This is a genomic window from Microbispora sp. KK1-11 (assembly GCF_006874435.1).
GTDB classification, from domain to species: Bacteria; Actinomycetota; Actinomycetes; order Streptosporangiales; family Streptosporangiaceae; genus Microbispora; species Microbispora catharanthi.
Genome location: NZ_VIRJ01000030.1, coordinates 13,342 through 31,448 on the forward strand (window position 1 = coordinate 13,342; position 18,107 = coordinate 31,448).

The window sequence follows — 18,107 nt, forward strand, 5'->3', positions numbered from 1 at the left end:
TTTTCAAACCACGGGCGGGGGCAGCCGGGGGACGCTGTCGATCAGCCGTCGCGTGTAGGCGTGGCGGGGAGCGCCGAGCACCTGGGCGGTGTCGCCCCGCTCGACGATCCGGCCCCGCTCCAGCACGGCCACCTCCTGGCAGAGGGCGGCCACCACGGCCAGGTCGTGCGACACCATCACGACCGTCAGCGCGCGGGTCTCCCGAAGCTCGTGCAGCAGGTCGACGACGCGTACGCGGGTGGAGACGTCGAGCGCGCTGACCGGCTCGTCCGCGAGCAGCACGCGGGGCTCGCATACGATCGCCCGCGCGATGGCGATGCGCTGCCGCTGCCCTCCGGAGAACTCCTGCGGATAGCGGCTCGCGGCGTCCTCGGGCAGTCCGACCGCGTCCAGGGCCGCCGTGACGCGGGCGTTCATGTCCTCCCTGAGGCCCAGCGACCGGAGGGGTTCGGAGACGATCCTGCCCACCCGCTGCCGGGGGTCGAGCGACGAGTACGGGTCCTGGAACACCGTCTGCACGCCGCGCCGGAACTCCCGCATCAGGGCCCGGTCACGCGGCGCGAGATCCCTCCCCTCGTAGAGGACCTGCCCGCTCGTCGGCCTGGCCAGCCCGAGCAGCAGGCGCAGCAGCGTGGTCTTGCCCGCGCCCGACTCTCCCACCAGCGCGAGGCTGCGTCCGGGAGTGACGGCGACCGAGACGTCCGTGAGCACGGGGGCCGAGCGGCCGTAGGCGAAGCCGGCGCCCCGCACCTCCAGGATGGGCCGGGTCATGGCGTCCCCCAGTCGAGGGCACCGTCGAGACGCCGCGCGCTGCCCACCAGATCCTTCGTGTACGGGTGGCGCGGCGCGTTGACGACCTCGTCGATGCTCCCGGACTCCACCGCCGCGCCGTTCTTCAGGACGATGACGCGCTCGGCGATGCGCGAGACGACCGCCAGGTCGTGGCTGATGAACAGCAGTGCCATCCCCCGTTCCTGCACCAGGCCGTCGAGCAGCGCGAGGACGTCGGCCTGCACGGTGACGTCCAGGGCGGTCGTGGGCTCGTCCGCGATGAGCAGGGCGGGATCGCAAGCGAGGGCCATGGCGATCGCCACCCGCTGACGCTGGCCGCCGGAGATCTCGTGGGGGTACGCCCGGGCGATCCGCTCGGGATCGGGCAGCCGCACCTCCTCCAGCGCGGCCGTCACCGCCGCGTCCAGGGCTCGTCCGCGCAGGCCCCTCCTGCGCCGGAGCGGCTCGGCCACCTGACGGCCCACGCGCATGAGCGGGTCGAGGGCGGTGAGCGGCTCCTGGAAGACCGTGCTCGTCGCCCGGCCGCGCAGCGAGGTGAGCCGCCGCTCCCCCGCCCCCACGACCTCGGTGCGGCCGAGATCGGGCGCGTCGAACACGACACTGCCCGAGACGGTCATCCCGGGAGGCGTGAGACCCGTGATCGCCAGGGCGGTCATGGACTTGCCCGACCCCGACTCTCCGATCAGGCCCAGCCGCTCGCCCACGTCGAGCGTGAACGACACGTCCGAGACGAGGTCGCGGCCCTCGGGGCTCCGCACGTGCAGCCCCGCCACGGTGAGCAGGGTCACCCGATCCCCTGTCACCTCGTCCTCCTCCGGGTCGGGTCGGCCACGTCGCGCACGCCGTCGGCGATGAGGTTGACGCCGACGACGAGGACGACGAGCAGGACGCCGGGGGCGATCACCCCCGCCGGGGCGATGAACACGCTCGCCTGGGCCTCCTGGAGCATCCGCCCCCAGGAGGCGTTCGGGGGCGGTGCGCCCAGGCCGAGATAGGACAGGCTCGCCTCCGCCAGCACGGCCAGCCCGAACTGCAGCGCCAGGTTGACCGACAGCGTCGGCCAGATGTTCGGCAGCACGTGTTCGAGGGTGATCCGGGGCCAGGACGTCCCCGAGGTACGCGAGGCCGTGATGAAGTCCTGGGCCAGGACGCGCTTGACCAGCACCCGGGTGAGCCGGGCCACGATCGCCGACATCGCCAGCCCGATCGCGATGATCGCCGAGCCGAGCGACGCCTCTCGCGCGGCGGTCACGAGCATGGCCAGGAGCACGGTCGGGAAGGCGATGAGGATGTCCAGGAGGGCCGAGATCGTGTCGTCGAGCCAGCGGGTGGCGAAGCCGGCGGCGAGGCCGCCCGCCAGGCCCACGAGCCCGCCGATCAGCACCGACCCCGCTCCCGCCTCCAGGGCGACCCTCGCGCCGATCATGAGCTGGGTGAGCAGGTCCCTGCCGAGCTTGTCGGTCCCGAGCAGGTGAGGCAGGCCCGGGGGCATCAGCCGGTCGCCCGAGGTGTCGTCCGGCGCGTAGGGCAGCCAGAAGAACGACAGGACGGCCACGGCGAGGACGAGACCGGCGAGGACGCAGCCGGCGATCAGCGTCGCCGACCGGGGGACGCGGCGGCGCGTGGTCATGCGCCGTCCCCGGAGAGGTTCCCGCCGAGCGAGCGGCGCAGCCGCGGATCGATGAGCCGCTGGACGAGGTCGGCCGCGAACCCGATGAGCAGCACGGCGAACGTGCTCACCACCAGGATCCCCTGGATGACCGGGTAGTCGTGCTGCGCGAAGCCCTTCACGAGCATGCCGCCGAGCCCCGGCAGCGCGAACACGCTCTCCACCACGACCGCGCCGAGGAAGGTGGTGGCGAGCTCGATGCCCAGGATCGAGACGACCGGGACCACCGCGTTGCGCAGGCCGTGCCGCCACATCGCCCCGGTGAACGACGAGCCGAGCGCCCGCGCCGTGCGCAGATAGTCGCTGCCCAGCACGTCGAGGGTGGCCGACCGGACGTAGCGGATCAGGGAGGCGGACATGACGAGGGCGATCGTGACGACCGGCAGCGTCAGCGAGGTGAGCGCGTCGCCCGGGTTCGCCCAGTCGTCCTGGGGGAACCCACCGGCCGGCAGCACGCCGAGGTGGAGCGAGAACACCGTGATCAGCAGCATGCCGACCCAGAAGACGGGCACCGCGATGCCGAGTTGCGACAGCGCGCTGAGCGCCGAGCCATACCAGGTGCCCGCCCGGTAGGCCGCGACGAAACCGACCGGTACGGCGATCACGACGGCCAGCAGAAAGGCGAGCAGGGTCAGCGGAACCGTCACGACGAGGCGGGCGGCGATCTCGGGGCCCACGGGAAGCGTGCTGACGAACGAGGTGCCGAGGTCCAGCCTCGACATCTCGCCGAGCCACGAGACGAACTGCACCGGCAGCGGCCGATCCGTCCCGATCTGGTGACGGGCGGCCGCGACCTGCTCCGGGCTCGCCCCGACCGACAGCAGCGCGTTGGCGGGGTCGCCCGGAAGCAGGCGCAGCAGCAGGAACAGCACCACGGCGGCCAGGAACAGCGAGACGACGAGGAACGCCGTCCGGCGCAGCAGGTAGACGGTCATGAGTACGTCACAGACGAGGGCGTCAGCCCCGGCCGCCGCTCTTCTTGATGCCGTACGCGTAGAACTGCGAGTTCAGGCCGTTCACGGGGTAGCCCGACAGCGACGAGGACGCCACGACGATCTGCGGGTAGAGGTAGAGCCAGTCGCTGGCCGCGTCGGCGGCGATCTGCCGGTTGACCTTCTTGAGCAGCTCCGTCTGCCCGTCGGCCGTGTCGGACTGCTCGGCCTGCTCGACCCACTTGGTGACCTGCGGGTTGTCGTAGCCCCAGTAGAAGTCGGGGTTGCCGTACCAGACCACGTCGCGGTCGTTGACGTGCTCCTGCAGCGTCGCCGCGAAGTCGCGGTTCTTGTAGACCTTGGTGTACCACTCGTCGGCCGTGATGACGTTGATGTTCACGGTGATCCCGACCTTCGCCAGTTCCGACTTCACGAACGTCGCGACGGTCGGGTGGGGGTCGTAGTTCGGCGTGTCGAGCGTGAAGGAGAAGCCGCTCCCGTAGCCCGCCTCGGCGAGCTCCTTCTTCGCCAGGTTCGGGTCGTACGGGTTGACCGTGGTGAGGTCCTCATACCAGGGGTCGGTGGGCGGCACCATCGAGCCGATCAGCGTGCCGTACTTGCCCCAGATCGAGCTGAGCAGCTTCTTGTTGTCGATCGCCGACGTGATCGCCTTGCGGACGAGCACCTTGTCGAACGGCGCCTTGCGGTCGTTGAACGCCAGCAGCAGCTTGGTCGTCGACTGGCCGTTGTTGACCTTGTAGTCCCCGTTGTTCTCGAAGTTCGCCAGCGCGTCGGGGCTCTGCTCGCTGGTCACGACGTCGACCGCCTTGGTCAGCAGGGCGTTGTTCAGCGCGGTCGCGTCGGTGAAGTAGTGGAAAACGACCTGCTTGTTGGTCGCCGGGGTGCCCCAGTATCCGGGGAAGCGCTCAAGGCTGAGCGAGGAGCCGCGCTTCCACGTCCCCAGCGTGTAGGGGCCGGTGCCGTCCTCCGTGGTCGTCAGGCTCTTGGCCTGGGAGTTGACGATCCACACGTAGCTCAGGTTGTAGACGAGCGAGATCGACTTGCTGGAAAGCTTCACCGTGACCGTGGAGTCGTCCGGCGTGTCGATGCTCTTGATCACAGTGAGGCTGCTCTTGCGGGCCGACTGGGAGTCGGGACCGGTGACCTTCTCGATGCTGTACTTGACGTCGGCCGAGGTGAGCGGCTTGCCCGAGTGGAACTTCACGCCGCTCCGCAGCGTGAACGTGTACGTGAGCCCGTCCTTGCTCACGGTGTGGTCCTTCGCCAGCAGGCTCTCGACCTTGCCGTCGTCGGTGAGCCTGAACAGACCCTCGTAGACGTTGCCGTTGAACGCCTCCGTCGTGCCCTGTCCGCCGCCGGCGGTGTTGTCGAGGTTCTGCGGCTCGTAGAGCGACCCGATCTCGATGGTCGCGTCCGGGTTGTACGCCGCCGTCGCCCCGGCGCCGCCCGCGGAGCCGGAGGACCCTGCCGAACCGGACCCTGCCGAGCCGGAGGAGCCCGACCCGCACCCGGTGAGGGCGAGCGCGAGCACGAGTGCGGCGCCGATCAGCGACGTCGTCTTGCTGTTCACTGTTTCTCCTGGTCGGCGGGGTGATCAGTACGGCCGGAAGCCGTCGCGGAAGACGGGGAGCTTCTCCCCCGCCTCGACGGGCACGTCCAGCCGGTTCCGCGGCGGCGGCAGCGGACAGTTGTAGAAGGGTGAGAAGGCGCACGGCGGCGCGAAGGCGCGGTTGAAGTCGAGGACGATTCGGCCGCCGGGCTCGGGCTCCACCGTCAGGAACCGCCCGCCGCCGTACGTCGCCGAGCCGTTGGTGCGGTCGCCCACGACCAGGAGCAGCGTCCCCTCGTCGTCGAAGGCGGCCAGGTTGTACGGCGTGCCGTCGAGCGTGAAGGTGATGTCGCCGGGAACGGCCTTGTCACGGGTGCTGCCGGCGTCGCGGGCGTGCTCGAAGGGCAGCAGCCGCGCATCGGACACCGGCGTGAAGACGGCCTCGATCACCCACTCGGGGGCGAACGGGAAGACGTCGATGGTCTCGAAGTGGCGGATGGCGGGCGCGTCCGCGTCCCACAACCGGATGCCGTGCTCGGGCTCGCCGGTCGTGATGTGGGTCCGCTCGATCCGCGTGGTCGTGACGCTCGGTGGCCGGCCGGCGAGGGCGTCCTCCAGGGACACCTCCTCGCCCGGGGCCGGCCACAGGGTCTCCACCAGAGCGAGGTTGCCCCGGGGGGCCCGTACGGAGGCCAGCCGCTCCGCCCGCCACGCGTCCCACCCGGCACGGGCGGCTTCGATCGTGGCTGCGGAGGCGCGTAAAGACATGGCGGTAATGCTCGTTTCGGTCGGTCCGTATAAGATCAGCACCGTTGGCGATGTTTGAGCATTACCCTACAGATTAGGTAGGATTTGCGCTAATTGATCACTTTGTGGTCGGCCGCGGATTCCTCTCCCACTCGACGTACTGACCGCTCTCGCCGAGCAGCGCGGTCGCCAGCCACAGGAACACGCCGAAGTCGTCGACCACGCCGATACCGAGGAGGAAGTCGGGGACCACGTCGATGGGCGACACGATGTACGCCACGGCCATGCCGAGCATGGCGATCTTGCCCTTGGTCAGGCCGGGGTAGTCGCCCTTCACCGCGGCGCGGAGCATCCGCGGCACGGCCCGCAGCCGGGCCCCGAATCCCGGCGAGCCGGGCTTGGAGACCTCGCGGTAGGCGCGCCAGGTGGCCGCCGCACGTCCTGCCTTTACCATGAGGACACCTCCAGGGGGAGACCTCTGCCCGCTTTGCCCTCTGGTTAACGTACGGCGGCGCCCTGCCGGTTCCTCAGCCGTCCGCCATCGGGTGCTCGAACGGCTGGGCCATGGTGGGGCGACCCGGGCGGGCCGGCGGGAGCGGTGTCCCGGTCAGCGGAACGGCGTCAGGCGCCGGGCGCGAGCGCCCGTACGGTGTCAGGTTCCGGGCGCGAGCGCCCGTACGGTGTCGGCGAGCGGCAGGTCTCCACCCGGCAACGGAGCCAGCACGGGCGCGTCCAGCCCGGCCGCCAGGTACTCCCGCACCCGGGCCCGGCAGGTCGCCGCGTCGCCGTGCACGACGAGGTCGTCCACCACCTCGTCGGGGATCGCCTTCAGCGCGGCCTTGCGGTCCCCGGCCGCCCACGCCTCCTGCATGGGCCGCAGCAGCTCACCCCGGCCCAGCCACTCGTGGAACGCCGCGTACACCGGCACGGTGAGGTAGGCGGCCAGCAGGCGGCGGCCGATCTCGCGCGCCTTCGCCGCGTCCTCGGTCACCACGACGAAAAGCCGCGCGATCAGCTCGGTCTCCGGCCCCAGCTCGCCCCGCACCTTCCGTACGTCGCCGGGCGACAGCCAGTTGGTGATGGCGCCGTCGGCCTCGCGGGCGGCCAGGCGGAGCATCCCGGGCCGCAGCGCGGCGAGCACGATCTTCGGCGGCGTCGCGGGGGCCTTCTCCAGCCGGAAGCCCTTCACGGCGAAGGTCTCGTAACTCTCGGTGACCTTCTCCCCGGCCAGCGCCGCCCGCAGGAAGCGCAGGGTGTCGCGGACCCGCGCGTACGGCTTGTCGAACTCGCCGGCGTTCCAGTTCCCCACGATCACCGGGGACGACGCGCCGATGCCCAGCACGAACCTGCCGGGGGCGAGGTCCGCCAGCGTGGCCGCCGACATGGCCAGCAGGGCCGGGCCGCGGGTGTAGACGGGGACGATCGCGGTGCCCAGGCGCAGGGACGGCGCCCACTCGGCCGCCAGGGCCAGCGGAACGAACCCGTCCGCGCCGCCCACCTCGGCCGACCACGCGTCGGTGTAGCCCAGCGCGGGCAGCTCGGTGACGAGCTCCTTCGACTCGACCGGCGTCTGCCCGAAGAACGGAATCGTCATGCCCCAGCGGTCCACGGCCACCCCTTCCAAGGTCTCGACCCTGACCATACCAACCGGACGGTATGGAGTCGCGGTCACGCCCGAAGTTCGTGGACCACCTCGATGACCTCCCTGGCCACGCCCTTGATGCCGGGCAGATGCGACAGGCCGACCAGCCGGTCGACGAGCGGGACGACCCGGTCGATCAGCCGGTAGGTGCGCGCGCAGCCGGGCGAGCTGTCGTGGACCCAGAACAACACGACCCCCATCCACAGCAGCCACAGCAGCTCGGGAAGCTCCTCGCGCAGTTCGTCGTCCATCCGCCCGGCCGATCCCTCGACCACCTCCCGGTAGAGCGCGATGGCCGACTCGCGGGCGGGCGCCGACTCGGCGCTGAACGGGCTCAGGGGGTTGCTGGGCTCCGCCGCGTGCTTGAAGAACTTCACCGCGAACTCGTGGTAGGGCTCGGAGATCCGCACCCATTCCCGCAGCACACCCCCGAGCCGTCCGGCGAACGACCGCTCGGCGGCGAACACCTCATGGCAGGCCGCCTCGTGCGTCTCCTGCGCCCGGTCGTAGTACGCCTGGATCAGCTGCTCTTTGGACCTGAAGTAGTAGTAGGCGTTGCCCACCGACACGCCCGCCTCCGCGGCGATGGCACGCATCGTGGTCGCCTCGTACCCCCGATCCCTGAACAACCGGAGGGCCGTCTCGACGATCTGCTCCCGTGTACTCTCGGCCACGCTCGTCACTGTACGGCTCGGGCCCGCGTCCGGTCATGAACCGACAAGATGATCCACGGGTCGCGGCAAACCGCCTCGTGGCAGCGGGCCGACCGGCCCCCGCGTGTGGCATTGAAGACCTCAGCCCCCGTCGTCGACCGAGGAAACGAGGCACGTGGACGTCCGCCCGTCATGGCGGGGGCTGGCCGGCATCGGCACCGCCGTACTGATCTCGCTGCCCATGCAGCACGACAGGGACCCCGTCCCACCGCCGTCCCCGCCGCCCGCGGCCGATCCCGGCGTCGAGGTGAGGGGGGAGGTCTCCCTTCCGCCGCTGCTGGCCGGCACGTTCACCGCCACGGTGAAGACCTGGGACACCACGGCCGCGGACGAGCGGATCGGCCACGCGCGGGCGGCCGGCCTGCTGCTGGACGCCGGGGTGCGCTGGAAGTCGACCGGAGACTGCGCCGACCGCCGCCGTCCGTACTGCACGTCGCTGGAGGCCATCCGGTACGGCACGCTGATGCGCACCGTCGACCTGCGGCGGGACAGCGGCTGTCCGGTGACGGTCACCGGCGGCACCGAGACCGGGCACGCCGACAGCCGCTACAGCCACGGCAACGGATACAAGGTGGACCTCGCGCACAACCGGTGCCTCGACGCGTACGTCACCCGGACCTACCACTACTGGCGCACGCGCGCGGACGGCGCGGCACTGTACCGTGCCGCGCCGTCCGACGTGTGGGCGGACGAGCCCACCCACTGGGATGTGCTGTTCAGGTGACCCTTACGCGAACTCGGTCGCGACCAGGGCGGCGATCTCGGCGGTGTTGAGCGCGGCGCCCTTGCGCAGGTTGTCGCCGCACACGAACAGGTCGAGCGTGTTCGGGAAGTCGAGCGCCTGGCGGATCCGGCCGACGTAGGTCGGGTCGGTGCCCACGACGTCCGCCGGCGTGGGGAACACGCCGTTCGCGGGGTCGTCGAGCACCACGACGGTCGGCGCGGCGTCCAGGATCGCCCGGGCGCCCTCGACCGTGACCTCCCGCTCGAACGTCGCGTGGACGGCCAGCGAGTGGGTGGTCACCACCGGGACGCGGACACAGGTGGCCGAGACCTTCAGGTCGGGGATGCCGAGGATCTTGCGCGACTCGTTGCGGACCTTCAGCTCCTCCGACGTCCAGCCGCCGTCCTTGAGCGAGCCCGCCAGCGGCACCACGTTGAGCGCCAGCGGCGCCGGGAACGGCGAGTCGGCCACGTCGGGCACGGCCTTGCGCACGTCGCCCGCCACGGTGCCCATCGTCCGGTCGCCGGCGACGGCCTCGATCTCGGCGTACAGCCGCTCGGGGCCGGCCACGCCGGCGCCGGACACCGCCTGGTAGGAGGCGACGACCAGCTCGCGCAGGCCCCACTCGCGGTGCAGGGCGCCCATCGCGGCCATCATCGACAGCGTGGTGCAGTTGGGGTTCGAGATGATCCCCTTGGGCCGGTTGCGGGCCTGCTCGGGGTTGCACTCGGGCACCACGAGCGGCACGTCCGGGTCCATCCGGAAGGCGCCCGAGTTGTCCACGGCCACCGCGCCGCGCGAGGCGGCGATCGGCGCCCACTCGGCGGAGACCTCGTCCGGCACGTCGAACATCGCGATGTCGACGCCGTCGAACGCCTCCGGCGACAGCGCCTGGACGACGACGTCCTCGCCGCGCACGCTCAGCACCTTGCCCGCCGAGCGCGGCGAGGCGATCAGCCGGATCTCGCCGTACGCGTCGGACAGGTCGGTGCGGCCGGTCAGGATCTCGAGCATGACGGTGCCGACGGCACCGGTCGCGCCGACGACGGCGAGGGTGGGCTTGCGGCTCATCGTCCGGTACCTCCGTACACAACGGCCTCGACCTGGTCGGCGTCGAGGTCGAACGCGCGGTGGGCGGCGGCGACCGCGGTGTCCACCTCGTTCTGTCCCACGACGACGGAGATGCGGATCTCCGAGGTCGAGATCATCTCGATGTTCACCCCGGCGTCGGCCAGCGCGCCGAAGAACTTGGCGGTGACACCCGGGTGCGAGCGCATGCCCGCGCCGATCAGGGAGACCTTGCCGATCTGGTCGTCGTACAGCAGCGACTCGAAGGCGACCTGGTTCTGGATCTTCTTCAGCGCCGTGAGGGCCGTCTGGCTGTCGTTGGCCGGAAGCGTGAAGGAGATGTCGGTGCGCCCGGTCGCCGCGGCCGACACGTTCTGCACGATCATGTCGATGTTGATCTCCGCGTCCGCCAGCGTGCGGAAGATGGCGGCGGCCTCGCCGACCTTGTCGGGCACCCCGACCACAGTGATCTTGGCCTCGCTCCGGTCGTGCGCGACCCCGGAGATGATGGGCTGCTCCACTTCGGTTCCTTCGCTGTAGGGGTCGGATACGACCCAGGTGCCTTCCCTCGTGCTGAACGAGCTTCTGACGTGAATCGGCAGGTCGAACCTGCGGGCGTACTCCACGCAGCGCAGGTGCAGGATCTTCGCCCCGCACGCCGCCATCTCCATGGCCTCGTCGTAGGAGATCCGCGGGATCTGCCGCGCCGTACGGACGATCCGGGGATCGGCGGTGTAGATGCCGTCCACGTCGGTGTAGATCTCGCAGACGTCCGCGCCGAGCGCCGCCGCGAGAGCGACGGCCGTGGTGTCGGAACCACCCCGGCCCAGCGTCGTGATGTCCTTGCTGTCCTGGGAGACGCCCTGGAACCCGGCCACGATCGCGATCTGACCGGCGTCGACGGCCTCCTGGATGCGGCTGGGCGTCACGTCGATGATGCGCGCCTTGCCGTGCGTCGAGTCGGTGATGACGCCGGCCTGCGAGCCGGTGAAGCTGCGCGCCTCGTGGCCGAGGTTGGCGATCGCCATCGCGAGCAGCGCCATCGAGATCCGCTCACCCGAGGTCAGCAGCATGTCGAGCTCGCGGCCGGGCGGCAGCGGCGACACCTGCTGGGCCAGGTCGAGCAGCTCGTCGGTGGTGTCGCCCATCGCGGAGACCACCACGACGACGTCGTTGCCCGCTTTTTTCGTCGCGACGATCCGCTGGGCGACCCGCTTGATGCAGGACGCGTCGGCTACGGAGGAACCACCGTACTTTTGCACAACGAGCGCCACTGGAATCTCCAACGAATCAGGACGTGGAGCTCACAGTGTACTTGGACGTCCCAAACCGAGACCGGCACCGACCAGCATGTGGACGCTCGGCACTCCGGATCAGACCGTCGTGCCCTCTTCCACGACGTCCAGCCGGGTGTGCGCGACCAACGCCTGCAGGGCCCGCAGCGCCGCGCCCGCGTGGTTGCCCCAGGTGTTGAAGTAGGAGTACTGCCACCACCACAGCGCCTCGAGCGGACGGCCCGCCTGGTAGTGCCGCAGCCCGTGGATGAGGTCGGCCGCCACAGCCGTGAGGTCGTCCGACAGCCGGTAGGGGGTGACCACGGTGTCCTTGTAGGGGTCGAACACCTCGGCGTAGTCGTCCACCGGGCCGAGGCGGGCGGCGAGGGCCGTACGCAGGGGGTCGATGTCGGGGTCCTCGCTCAGCGCGGGCTCGACGTTGCCCTGCAGGATCACGTCCTGGGCGGCCCCCAGCTGGGTGCCCGCGAGGCTGACCTGGGCCACCTCCACCAGGAGAAGCGGCAGCGTCGCGTCGCCGCCCTCACCGCCGGCCAGGCGGGTGAGGCCGTCGATGAAGTTCTGCGCGTGTCCGGCGACGCGTGCGGCCAGGTCGTTCCACTCGTCAGACATCCAGCAGCCTCCGTCCTTCGAAAGCGCGGCCCAAAGTGACCTCGTCTGCGTACTCGAGATCACCGCCCACAGGCAGACCGCTGGCCAGTCGGGTCACTTTCAATCCCAGGGGCTTGACGAGCCTGGCCAGGTAGGTGGCCGTCGCCTCGCCCTCGAGGTTCGGGTCGGTCGCGAGGATCAGCTCGGTCACCTGGCCGTCGGCCAGCCGGGTCATCAGCTCGCGGATCTTCAGGTCGTCCGGGCCGATGCCGTCGATCGGGCTGATCGCCCCGCCGAGCACGTGGTAGCGACCGCGGAACTCACGGGTCCGCTCGATCGCCACCACGTCCTTCGACTCCTCGACCACGCAGATGACGTGCGGATCACGCCGCTGGTCCCGGCAGATCCGGCACTGGTCCTCTTCGGCCACGTTTCCGCAGACGCGGCAGAAGCGCACCTTCTCCTTCACTTCGAGCAGCGCGTGCGCGAGCCGCTTGACGTCGGCCGGGTCGGCCGCGAGGAGATGGAACGCGATCCGCTGCGCGCTCTTGGGACCGACGCCGGGCAGCAGCCCGAGCTCGTCGATCAGGTTCTGGACGACCCCTTCGTACATGCTCTAGAACCCCGGCAGCTGGCCGCCGAGGCCGCCCCCGAGTCCCTGCGCGAGCGGGCCCAGCTTCTCCTGCTGCAGCTCCCCTGCGGCGCGTACGGCGTCCCGTACGGCGGCGAGCACGAGGTCCGCGATCGTCTGCGCGGTCTCCTCCGGGTCGCTCGCGTCGATGGCCAGCGGGCTGATCTCGAGCTCGAGAAGCTCGCCGCTGCCGTTCACGGTGGCGACGACAAGGCCGCCTCCGGCACTGCCCTCGACCTCGGCGTCGCTGAGCTCCTGCTGCGCGGTGACGAGCTGCTGCTGCATCAGCTGAGCCTGCTCCAGCAACTGCTGGAGGTTGACATCCCCTGGATTCACGATGGTTGCGCTCCTCAGCGTCCAGCGACATGTTCGTCGCGACGAGCCTACGGCGTCCGCCCCGGTTTCCGCACCGGCGCGGCGTGCGTGTTCGCGCCGGGTCGCGGGCGGACGGACACCGGTTACCCCACCAGTCTCCGTCCATGCGGCGGCCGTCCCTCGGGCGGGGAAGGCGCTCAAGAATGATCGATTTCCTCGATGATGCGGCCGCCCAGCTCACGCTGGATCAGGGCCATGCCCGACAGCTCGCTGACGTCCGCATCGTCGTCGTTGAGCGGGTCCACGTCGTCGTCAGGACGGGAGGCCCCGCCCGTACGGCCGGGCACCGTCTCCGGCCAGGCCTGCCGTGGGCCGGTCTGGGCGGCCGCCCTGGCCGCCGAGCGGGCGGCGGCCAGGCCGGGGCTCGGCGCGGATCGCGGGCTCGGGGCCGAGGACGGCGACGGCGACGGCGACGGCGACGGCGACGGCGCGTCGTAGTCGTCGGACGGCGCGTCGGGCCACGTCTCGTCGGTCGTCCCGCCGGGCGACGCCGCGGGTGGGGCGGCCTTCCGCTCCGGAGCCGGGGCGGTGGCGGCCTGGGAAGCGGCCGGCGCCGGCGCGGGCGTGGCCCCTGTGGGCGGCATGGCCGCAGGGGGCGTCGCGGCGGGCGCGGCCGGCGGAGCCGTGGGCGCGGGAGGCGGCGTGGGCGTCTGCGGTCCGGACGGCCCGCGGGTGGCGGGGCCGGCCGGGCCGGGACCCGAGCCGCCGACGACGACATCGACACGCCAGGTGCCGCCGAGCACGTCGCCGAGCGCGGCGGCCACCACCTCGTCGCGTTTGCCCTTGAGGAAACCCTGCACGTCGCCCGGCTTCTCGAAGCCGACGGTCACGACGTTGCCCTCGACGCCGAGCAGCCTGCCCTGGGCGTTGAGGATCATCCAGGCCACCCGCTGGCGGTTCTTGATCGCTTCGAGCACCTGCGGCCAGGCCTGCTGCACCGGCCCCCCGCCGGCGGCGGGCGCCTGGGCCTGCTGCGCCTGCGGAGGCGGCGGCGCCGCCCCGGAGCCGGGCCGCACGGGCGTGGGCCAGTCGTCGGCGCTCCGCTCGGCCGCCGGGGCGGCCTGAACCTGCGGTGCCGGTGCCGGTGCCGCAGCGGCGGGCGCGGCGGGCGCCGGAGCGGACTGCGGAACCGCTTGAGTCTGGGGAGCTGCGTGCTGGGGAACGGCGGGAGCCTGCGGCGCGGCGGCGTACGTCCCGGCCGCGACGCCGCGCTCCAGCCGTTCGAGCCGGGTCAGCAGCGCGGCCTCGCCCTGGTCGGCCCCGGGCAGCAGCACGCGGGCGCACATCAGCTCCAGCAGCAGGCGGGGGGAGGTCGCGCCGCGCATCTCGGTCAGACCGGCGTTGAACACCTCGGCCGCCCGGGTCAGCTCGGCGGGGCCCATCGACGCCGCCTGCGCCTGCAGACGCTCCAGTTCGTCGGCCGGCCGGTCGAGGAGGCCGCTGCCCGCGGCCTCGGGAACGTTGGAAAGGATCACCAGGTCGCGGAAGCGTTCGAGCAGGTCGGTGGCGAAGCGGCGCGGGTCGTGCCCGCCCTCGATCACCCGGTGCACGGCCTGGAACACGGCCGCGCCGTCCCGCTTGGCGAACGCGTCGACCACCTCGTCCAGCAGGTCGCCGTCGGTGTAGCCGAGCAGGGACACCGCCCGCTGGTAGGTGATGCCGGAGTCGTCGGCGCCCGCCAGGAGCTGGTCGAGGATCGACAGCGTGTCCCGGGCCGATCCCGCACCTGCCCGTACGACCAGCGGTAACGCCGCCGGCTCGTACGGCACCGACTCGGATTCGAGGATCTCCTCCATCAGCCGCTTCAGGGTGGCGGGCGGCATCAGCCGGAAGGGGTAGTGGTGGGTGCGGGACTTGATCGTCCCGATGACCTTCTCCGGCTCGGTGGTGGCGAAGACGAACTTGAGGTGCGGCGGCGGCTCCTCCACCAGCTTCAGCAGCGCGTTGAAGCCCTCACGGGTGACCATGTGGGCCTCGTCGATGATGTAGATCTTGTAGCGCGCCGAGACGGGGGCGAAGAAGGCCCGCTCACGCAGGTCGCGGGCGTCGTCCACGCCGCCGTGCGACGCCGCGTCGATCTCGATGACGTCGAGGTGCCCCGGCCCGGTGGGGGCCAGCGCGACGCAGGACTCGCACTCCCCGCAGGGGTCGGGCGTCGGGCCCTTCTCGCAGTTGAGGGACCGGGCGAGGATGCGGGCGCTGGAGGTCTTGCCACAGCCGCGCGGGCCGCTGAAGAGATAGGCGTGGTGGATGCGGCCGCTACGCAAGGCCTGGCGCAGCGGGTCGGTGACGTGCTCCTGCCCCTTGACCTCGGCGAATGTCCCGGGCCTGTACTTGCGGTACAGCGCAAGACTCATGCCGCCTCCTCGGAGGGTCGACCCGGCCGGCGTACCCGCTAACTGAGAGACCCCTCGCACACCCGCCAGAGCCCGCTTATCCTTGCTGCCTTCCGGCCCTGGGGAGGTTCACAGGATGACGCCGCGCGAGGGGTCCGCTGGACAGTCTAGCCACTCGACGGGTGTGCGCGGGCCGTCGAGACAACAGTCGAAACCACGCCGGAAAGTGGGCTAAGCTGTCCGACGGAGGATTCGCCTAGTTGGCCTAGGGCGCACGCTTGGAAAGCGTGTTGGGGGCAACCCCTCAGGAGTTCGAATCTCCTATCCTCCGCGCTTGGTTGAGCGGCAAGAACACGAAAGGCCCGGTCCATCCAACCGGGCCTTTCGTGTGTCCGGACCTCACGATGCCGTCCAGGCCGGACGCGTGTGACGCCGTACGTCACCAGGGCACCGGCCCGGCGTCGTCGAAGAACCCGCCGGTCGGGCCGTCGTCGGGCAGGGTCGCGAGCCTGATCGCGATCGCCGCGCCCTGTTCGGGCGTACGGACGCCGCGGAAGCCGTTGAGGTCGGTCGCGCAGAAACCGGGACAGCCGGCGTTGATCAGGATGTTCGTGTCGCGCAACTCCTTGGCGTACTGCACGGTGACGGCGTTGAGGAACGTCTTCGACGGCGCGTAGGCGACGGAGATCGGGCCCGTCTCGGCACCGGGAGTGGTCTGCCGGGTGAGAGAGCCCACGGTGCTGGACATGTTCACGATCCGCGGCGACGCCGAGCGGCGCAGCAACGGCAGCATCGCGTTGGTGACGCGGATGACGCCGATCACGTTGGTCTCCACGGCCGCCCGCATCGTGGCGGGGTCGACCGTGGTGGGCGTCTGCGGCATGCCCCCGGTGATCCCGGCGTTGTTGACGAGCACGTCGAGGCGTCCCGCGCGCTCCTCGATCAGCCCGGCGGCGGCGGCCACGCTCGCGTCGTCCGTCACGTCGAGCGGCACGCCGAACGCGTCGACGCCTGCCGCGCGCAGCTTCTCCACGGCGCCCTCCCGGCGCCCCTCGTCCCGGACGCCGACGCCGACGCTCCAGCCGAGGGCGCCCAGGCCGGCCGCGATCTCGTATCCGATCCCCTTGTTCGCGCCGGTGACCAGCGCGATCGTTCCTTCGCTCATGGATCTCATCCTGGCCGCGCCCACTGCGGAACCTCCAACACCGTTTGGGTGGGCATCGATACCTTGCGGATATCGATCGCTCGCTTCCGGCGATACTGTGGCGACATGGAGACGCGTGAGCTGCGGTACTTCGTCGCCGTCGCCGAGGAGTTGCACTTCGGGCGGGCCGCGCAGCGGCTCGGAATCGCGCAGCCGCCGCTGTCGCGGGCGATCGGGCAGCTCGAACGGCGGCTCGGGGTGACATTGCTGGACCGCACGAGCCGCACCGTCACGCTGACCGAGGCCGGGTCGGTGCTGCTGCGCGAGGGCCGGGCGGCCCTCGACGCGGTCGAGGCCGCCGAGCGCCGCACCCGCCGCGCCGCACCCGCGACCGGCCGCCCCGGCCTGGTCCTCGTCACGAAGGCCGGGGCCTCCGCCGAGCTGCTGCCGAAGCTGCTCGACGCGTACGCCGCCGAGCCCGGCGCGGTCGCCGTCGACGTGCTCCTGTGCGGGCCCGGCGAGCAGGAGCGGCTGCTGCGCGACGGCCGGGCCGATGTAGGTCTGCTGCACCGGCCGTTCGACTCGATCGCCGGGTTCGACTTCGAGGAGTTGTGCACGGAGGGACAGGTCCTGGTGCTGCCCGCGGCGCACCCCCTCGCCGGCCGGGCCCATCTGCGGATGGCCGACGTCACCGCGCTGTCCGGCCTGCCCACGCCGCGCTGGCCCCGCTCCGACGGCACATACCCGGACGGCCCCGGCCCGGAGGTCCGGGACAGCGCGCAGCTTCTGCAGTTGATCCTGCTCGGCCGGGCCTCGGCGGTCCTGCCGGAGTCGTCCCGGGCTCATCTGCGCCACGACCTCGCCGCCGTGCCGGTGCTGGACGCGCCGGCGGTGACGACGGTGATCGCATGGCCGCCGCACAGCCGGTCGCACGCCGTCGCCGGGCTGGTCCGGGCCGCGACCCGCCTCTAGCCATAACGGCTGGACAGCCGGAGGACGGAGAGAGGAGGGTGGGCCGAATGGAACAGATCGACTTTCCGGCGATTCCGAAGGCGGGCGACCTCGACGTCCGGTGGATTCACGGCTCGGAGTCGGCCAAGCACAACACCGACCCCGACATCCAGGTGCACCGGTATGACGAGCACACGTACGTCCTGCGCCAGAACAAGGCGATCAACTACGAAGCGCCCTTCATGTTCCTGATGTTCGGGAACGCCCGGGCCCTGCTGCTCGACACAGGCGCGACGGCGTCACCCGCGTACTTCCCGCTGCGCCGGACGGTGGACGAGATCGTGGACCGCTGGCTGGCCGACCACCCCCGCGAGGGCTACGGGCTCATCGTCGCCCACACGCACGGCCACGGCGACCACATCGCGGGCGACGGCCAGTTCCGCGACCGCCAGGACACGGTCGTCGTCGATCCCGCCGTGGAGCACGTGCGCGAGTTCTTCGGGCTCGGCGACGATCTCGACGTTCCCGGGACCGTCGACCTGGGCGGCCGCGTTCTGGACGTGCTGGCCAGCCCCGGGCACCACGGATCCGCGGTGACGTTCTACGACCCGCCCACCGGTCTGCTCCTGACCGGTGACACCGTTTACCCCGGGCGGCTGTACGTCGCGGACTGGCCGGCGTTCGAGCAGACCATCGACCGCTTGGTGAAGTTCGCCGAGGCCCGGCCCGTCACCCACGTTCTCGGCTGCCACATCGAGATGACCAAGGTGCCGGGTGAGGACTACCCGATCCGCACCACCTATCAGCCGGACGAGCCGCCGCTCCAGATGACGGTCGAGCACCTGCGGCGGATCCGCGACGCGCTGGCGGAGATCGGGGGCCGGCCCGGCGTCCACGTCCATCCCGACTTCATCGTCTACAACTAGGGGT

19 protein-coding genes, 1 tRNA gene and 1 other RNA gene are annotated in these 18,107 nt (G+C 71.2%); 4 read left to right on the forward strand and 17 right to left on the reverse strand.

Annotation, left to right across the window (positions count from 1 at the left end):
* Positions 1-3 precede the first annotated feature (3 nt).
* The 9 genes from FLW16_RS32945 to FLW16_RS32985 all read right to left on the reverse strand — a co-directional run bounded on the left by FLW16_RS32945 (position 4) and on the right by FLW16_RS32985 (position 8,026).
* On the reverse strand, positions 4-771 hold the full coding sequence (locus tag FLW16_RS32945; protein WP_142564070.1) for an ABC transporter ATP-binding protein: 768 nt from the start codon (positions 769-771) through the stop codon (positions 4-6).
* Positions 768-1,595, reverse strand: a complete 828-nt coding sequence (locus tag FLW16_RS32950) for an ABC transporter ATP-binding protein (protein ID WP_221891409.1) — start codon at positions 1,593-1,595, stop codon at positions 768-770. The genes FLW16_RS32945 and FLW16_RS32950 overlap by 4 nt, the downstream gene beginning before the upstream one ends.
* Complete coding sequence (locus FLW16_RS32955; protein WP_142564072.1) at positions 1,592-2,422, reverse strand: ABC transporter permease; 831 nt, start codon at positions 2,420-2,422, stop codon at positions 1,592-1,594. The genes FLW16_RS32950 and FLW16_RS32955 overlap by 4 nt, the downstream gene beginning before the upstream one ends.
* On the reverse strand, positions 2,419-3,396 hold the full coding sequence (locus tag FLW16_RS32960; RefSeq protein ID WP_142564073.1) for an ABC transporter permease: 978 nt from the start codon (positions 3,394-3,396) through the stop codon (positions 2,419-2,421). Before FLW16_RS32960 ends, FLW16_RS32955 begins: the two co-directional genes overlap by 4 nt.
* A gap of 22 nt (positions 3,397-3,418) precedes the next feature.
* A complete protein-coding gene (locus FLW16_RS32965) occupies positions 3,419-4,984 on the reverse strand; it encodes an ABC transporter substrate-binding protein (protein ID WP_142564075.1) in 1,566 nt (521 codons plus the stop codon).
* A 24-nt stretch (positions 4,985-5,008) separates the two neighbouring features.
* On the reverse strand, positions 5,009-5,731 hold the full coding sequence (locus FLW16_RS32970) for a DUF1684 domain-containing protein (RefSeq protein WP_142564077.1): 723 nt from the start codon (positions 5,729-5,731) through the stop codon (positions 5,009-5,011).
* A gap of 97 nt (positions 5,732-5,828) precedes the next feature.
* Entirely contained in the window at positions 5,829-6,164 is a 336-nt protein-coding gene (locus tag FLW16_RS32975; RefSeq protein ID WP_142564080.1) for a YkvA family protein, read from the reverse strand.
* 198 nt (positions 6,165-6,362) lie between these two features.
* Positions 6,363-7,352 (reverse strand): LLM class F420-dependent oxidoreductase, encoded by a 990-nt coding sequence (locus FLW16_RS32980; protein WP_221891410.1) that lies wholly within the window; start codon positions 7,350-7,352, stop codon positions 6,363-6,365.
* A gap of 26 nt (positions 7,353-7,378) precedes the next feature.
* Positions 7,379-8,026: a TetR/AcrR family transcriptional regulator gene (locus FLW16_RS32985; protein WP_231513926.1), complete on the reverse strand. Its 648-nt coding sequence runs from the start codon at positions 8,024-8,026 to the stop codon at positions 7,379-7,381.
* Between the two features lie 154 nt (positions 8,027-8,180).
* On the opposite strand from FLW16_RS32985, the gene FLW16_RS32990 reads away from it, so the two are divergent.
* Positions 8,181-8,789, forward strand: a complete 609-nt coding sequence (locus FLW16_RS32990; protein ID WP_142564082.1) for a hypothetical protein — start codon at positions 8,181-8,183, stop codon at positions 8,787-8,789.
* A gap of 3 nt (positions 8,790-8,792) precedes the next feature.
* Here the strand turns inward: FLW16_RS32990 and FLW16_RS32995 are convergent, their stop codons facing one another.
* From FLW16_RS32995 to ffs, 7 genes are all read right to left on the reverse strand, one after another.
* Positions 8,793-9,860, reverse strand: a complete 1,068-nt coding sequence (locus FLW16_RS32995; protein ID WP_142564084.1) for an aspartate-semialdehyde dehydrogenase — start codon at positions 9,858-9,860, stop codon at positions 8,793-8,795.
* Positions 9,857-11,131: an aspartate kinase gene (locus FLW16_RS33000; RefSeq protein ID WP_030508661.1), complete on the reverse strand. Its 1,275-nt coding sequence runs from the start codon at positions 11,129-11,131 to the stop codon at positions 9,857-9,859. Before FLW16_RS33000 ends, FLW16_RS32995 begins: the two co-directional genes overlap by 4 nt.
* Positions 11,132-11,230: 99 nt before the next feature.
* On the reverse strand, positions 11,231-11,761 hold the full coding sequence (locus tag FLW16_RS33005) for a DUF5063 domain-containing protein (RefSeq protein WP_079320095.1): 531 nt from the start codon (positions 11,759-11,761) through the stop codon (positions 11,231-11,233).
* Positions 11,754-12,353, reverse strand: a complete 600-nt coding sequence (gene recR, locus FLW16_RS33010; protein ID WP_142564086.1) for a recombination mediator RecR — start codon at positions 12,351-12,353, stop codon at positions 11,754-11,756. The genes FLW16_RS33005 and recR overlap by 8 nt, the downstream gene beginning before the upstream one ends.
* Positions 12,354-12,356: 3 nt before the next feature.
* On the reverse strand, positions 12,357-12,707 hold the full coding sequence (locus FLW16_RS33015; protein ID WP_079320096.1) for a YbaB/EbfC family nucleoid-associated protein: 351 nt from the start codon (positions 12,705-12,707) through the stop codon (positions 12,357-12,359).
* Positions 12,708-12,883: 176 nt separating this feature from the next.
* Positions 12,884-15,103 carry a DNA polymerase III subunit gamma and tau gene (locus FLW16_RS33020; RefSeq protein WP_142564088.1) on the reverse strand — a complete coding sequence of 740 codons (2,220 nt, stop codon included), beginning with the start codon at positions 15,101-15,103 and terminating at the stop codon, positions 12,884-12,886.
* 42 nt (positions 15,104-15,145) lie between these two features.
* Positions 15,146-15,241, reverse strand: an RNA gene (ffs, locus tag FLW16_RS33025) — signal recognition particle sRNA small type.
* 86 nt (positions 15,242-15,327) lie between these two features.
* Here ffs and FLW16_RS33030 point away from each other — a divergent pair.
* A tRNA-Ser gene (locus FLW16_RS33030) sits at positions 15,328-15,413 on the forward strand.
* A 108-nt stretch (positions 15,414-15,521) separates the two neighbouring features.
* On the opposite strand, the gene FLW16_RS33035 is transcribed toward FLW16_RS33030, so the two are convergent.
* The gene (locus FLW16_RS33035) at positions 15,522-16,247 is read right to left on the reverse strand and encodes an SDR family oxidoreductase (protein ID WP_142564091.1); all 726 of its coding nucleotides are present in this window, start codon (positions 16,245-16,247) and stop codon (positions 15,522-15,524) included.
* Positions 16,248-16,352: 105 nt separating this feature from the next.
* Between FLW16_RS33035 and FLW16_RS33040 the strand changes: the two genes are divergently transcribed.
* The gene (locus FLW16_RS33040; RefSeq protein ID WP_142564093.1) at positions 16,353-17,198 is read left to right on the forward strand and encodes a LysR family transcriptional regulator; all 846 of its coding nucleotides are present in this window, start codon (positions 16,353-16,355) and stop codon (positions 17,196-17,198) included.
* A 47-nt stretch (positions 17,199-17,245) separates the two neighbouring features.
* A complete protein-coding gene (locus FLW16_RS33045) occupies positions 17,246-18,103 on the forward strand; it encodes an MBL fold metallo-hydrolase (protein ID WP_142564095.1) in 858 nt (285 codons plus the stop codon).
* Positions 18,104-18,107: the final 4 nt, after the last annotated feature.

Bases quoted from the DNA above. Each gene is read 5' to 3' on its own strand.
- FLW16_RS32945 (WP_142564070.1), bottom strand. From the start codon at position 771: ATGACCCGGCCCATCCTGGAGGTGCGGGGCGCCGGCTTCGCCTACGGC.
- FLW16_RS32955 (WP_142564072.1), bottom strand. From the start codon at position 2,422: ATGACCACGCGCCGCCGCGTCCCCCGGTCGGCGACGCTGATCGCCGGC.
- FLW16_RS32960 (WP_142564073.1), bottom strand. From the start codon at position 3,396: ATGACCGTCTACCTGCTGCGCCGGACGGCGTTCCTCGTCGTCTCGCTG.
- FLW16_RS32970 (WP_142564077.1), bottom strand. From the start codon at position 5,731: ATGTCTTTACGCGCCTCCGCAGCCACGATCGAAGCCGCCCGTGCCGGG.
- FLW16_RS32975 (WP_142564080.1), bottom strand. From the start codon at position 6,164: ATGGTAAAGGCAGGACGTGCGGCGGCCACCTGGCGCGCCTACCGCGAG.
- FLW16_RS32980 (WP_221891410.1), bottom strand. From the start codon at position 7,352: ATGGTCAGGGTCGAGACCTTGGAAGGGGTGGCCGTGGACCGCTGGGGC.
- FLW16_RS32995 (WP_142564084.1), bottom strand. From the start codon at position 9,860: ATGAGCCGCAAGCCCACCCTCGCCGTCGTCGGCGCGACCGGTGCCGTC.
- FLW16_RS33005 (WP_079320095.1), bottom strand. From the start codon at position 11,761: ATGTCTGACGAGTGGAACGACCTGGCCGCACGCGTCGCCGGACACGCG.
- recR (WP_142564086.1), bottom strand. From the start codon at position 12,353: ATGTACGAAGGGGTCGTCCAGAACCTGATCGACGAGCTCGGGCTGCTG.
- FLW16_RS33020 (WP_142564088.1), bottom strand. From the start codon at position 15,103: ATGAGTCTTGCGCTGTACCGCAAGTACAGGCCCGGGACATTCGCCGAG.
- FLW16_RS33035 (WP_142564091.1), bottom strand. From the start codon at position 16,247: ATGAGCGAAGGAACGATCGCGCTGGTCACCGGCGCGAACAAGGGGATC.
- FLW16_RS33040 (WP_142564093.1), top strand. From the start codon at position 16,353: ATGGAGACGCGTGAGCTGCGGTACTTCGTCGCCGTCGCCGAGGAGTTG.
- FLW16_RS33045 (WP_142564095.1), top strand. From the start codon at position 17,246: ATGGAACAGATCGACTTTCCGGCGATTCCGAAGGCGGGCGACCTCGAC.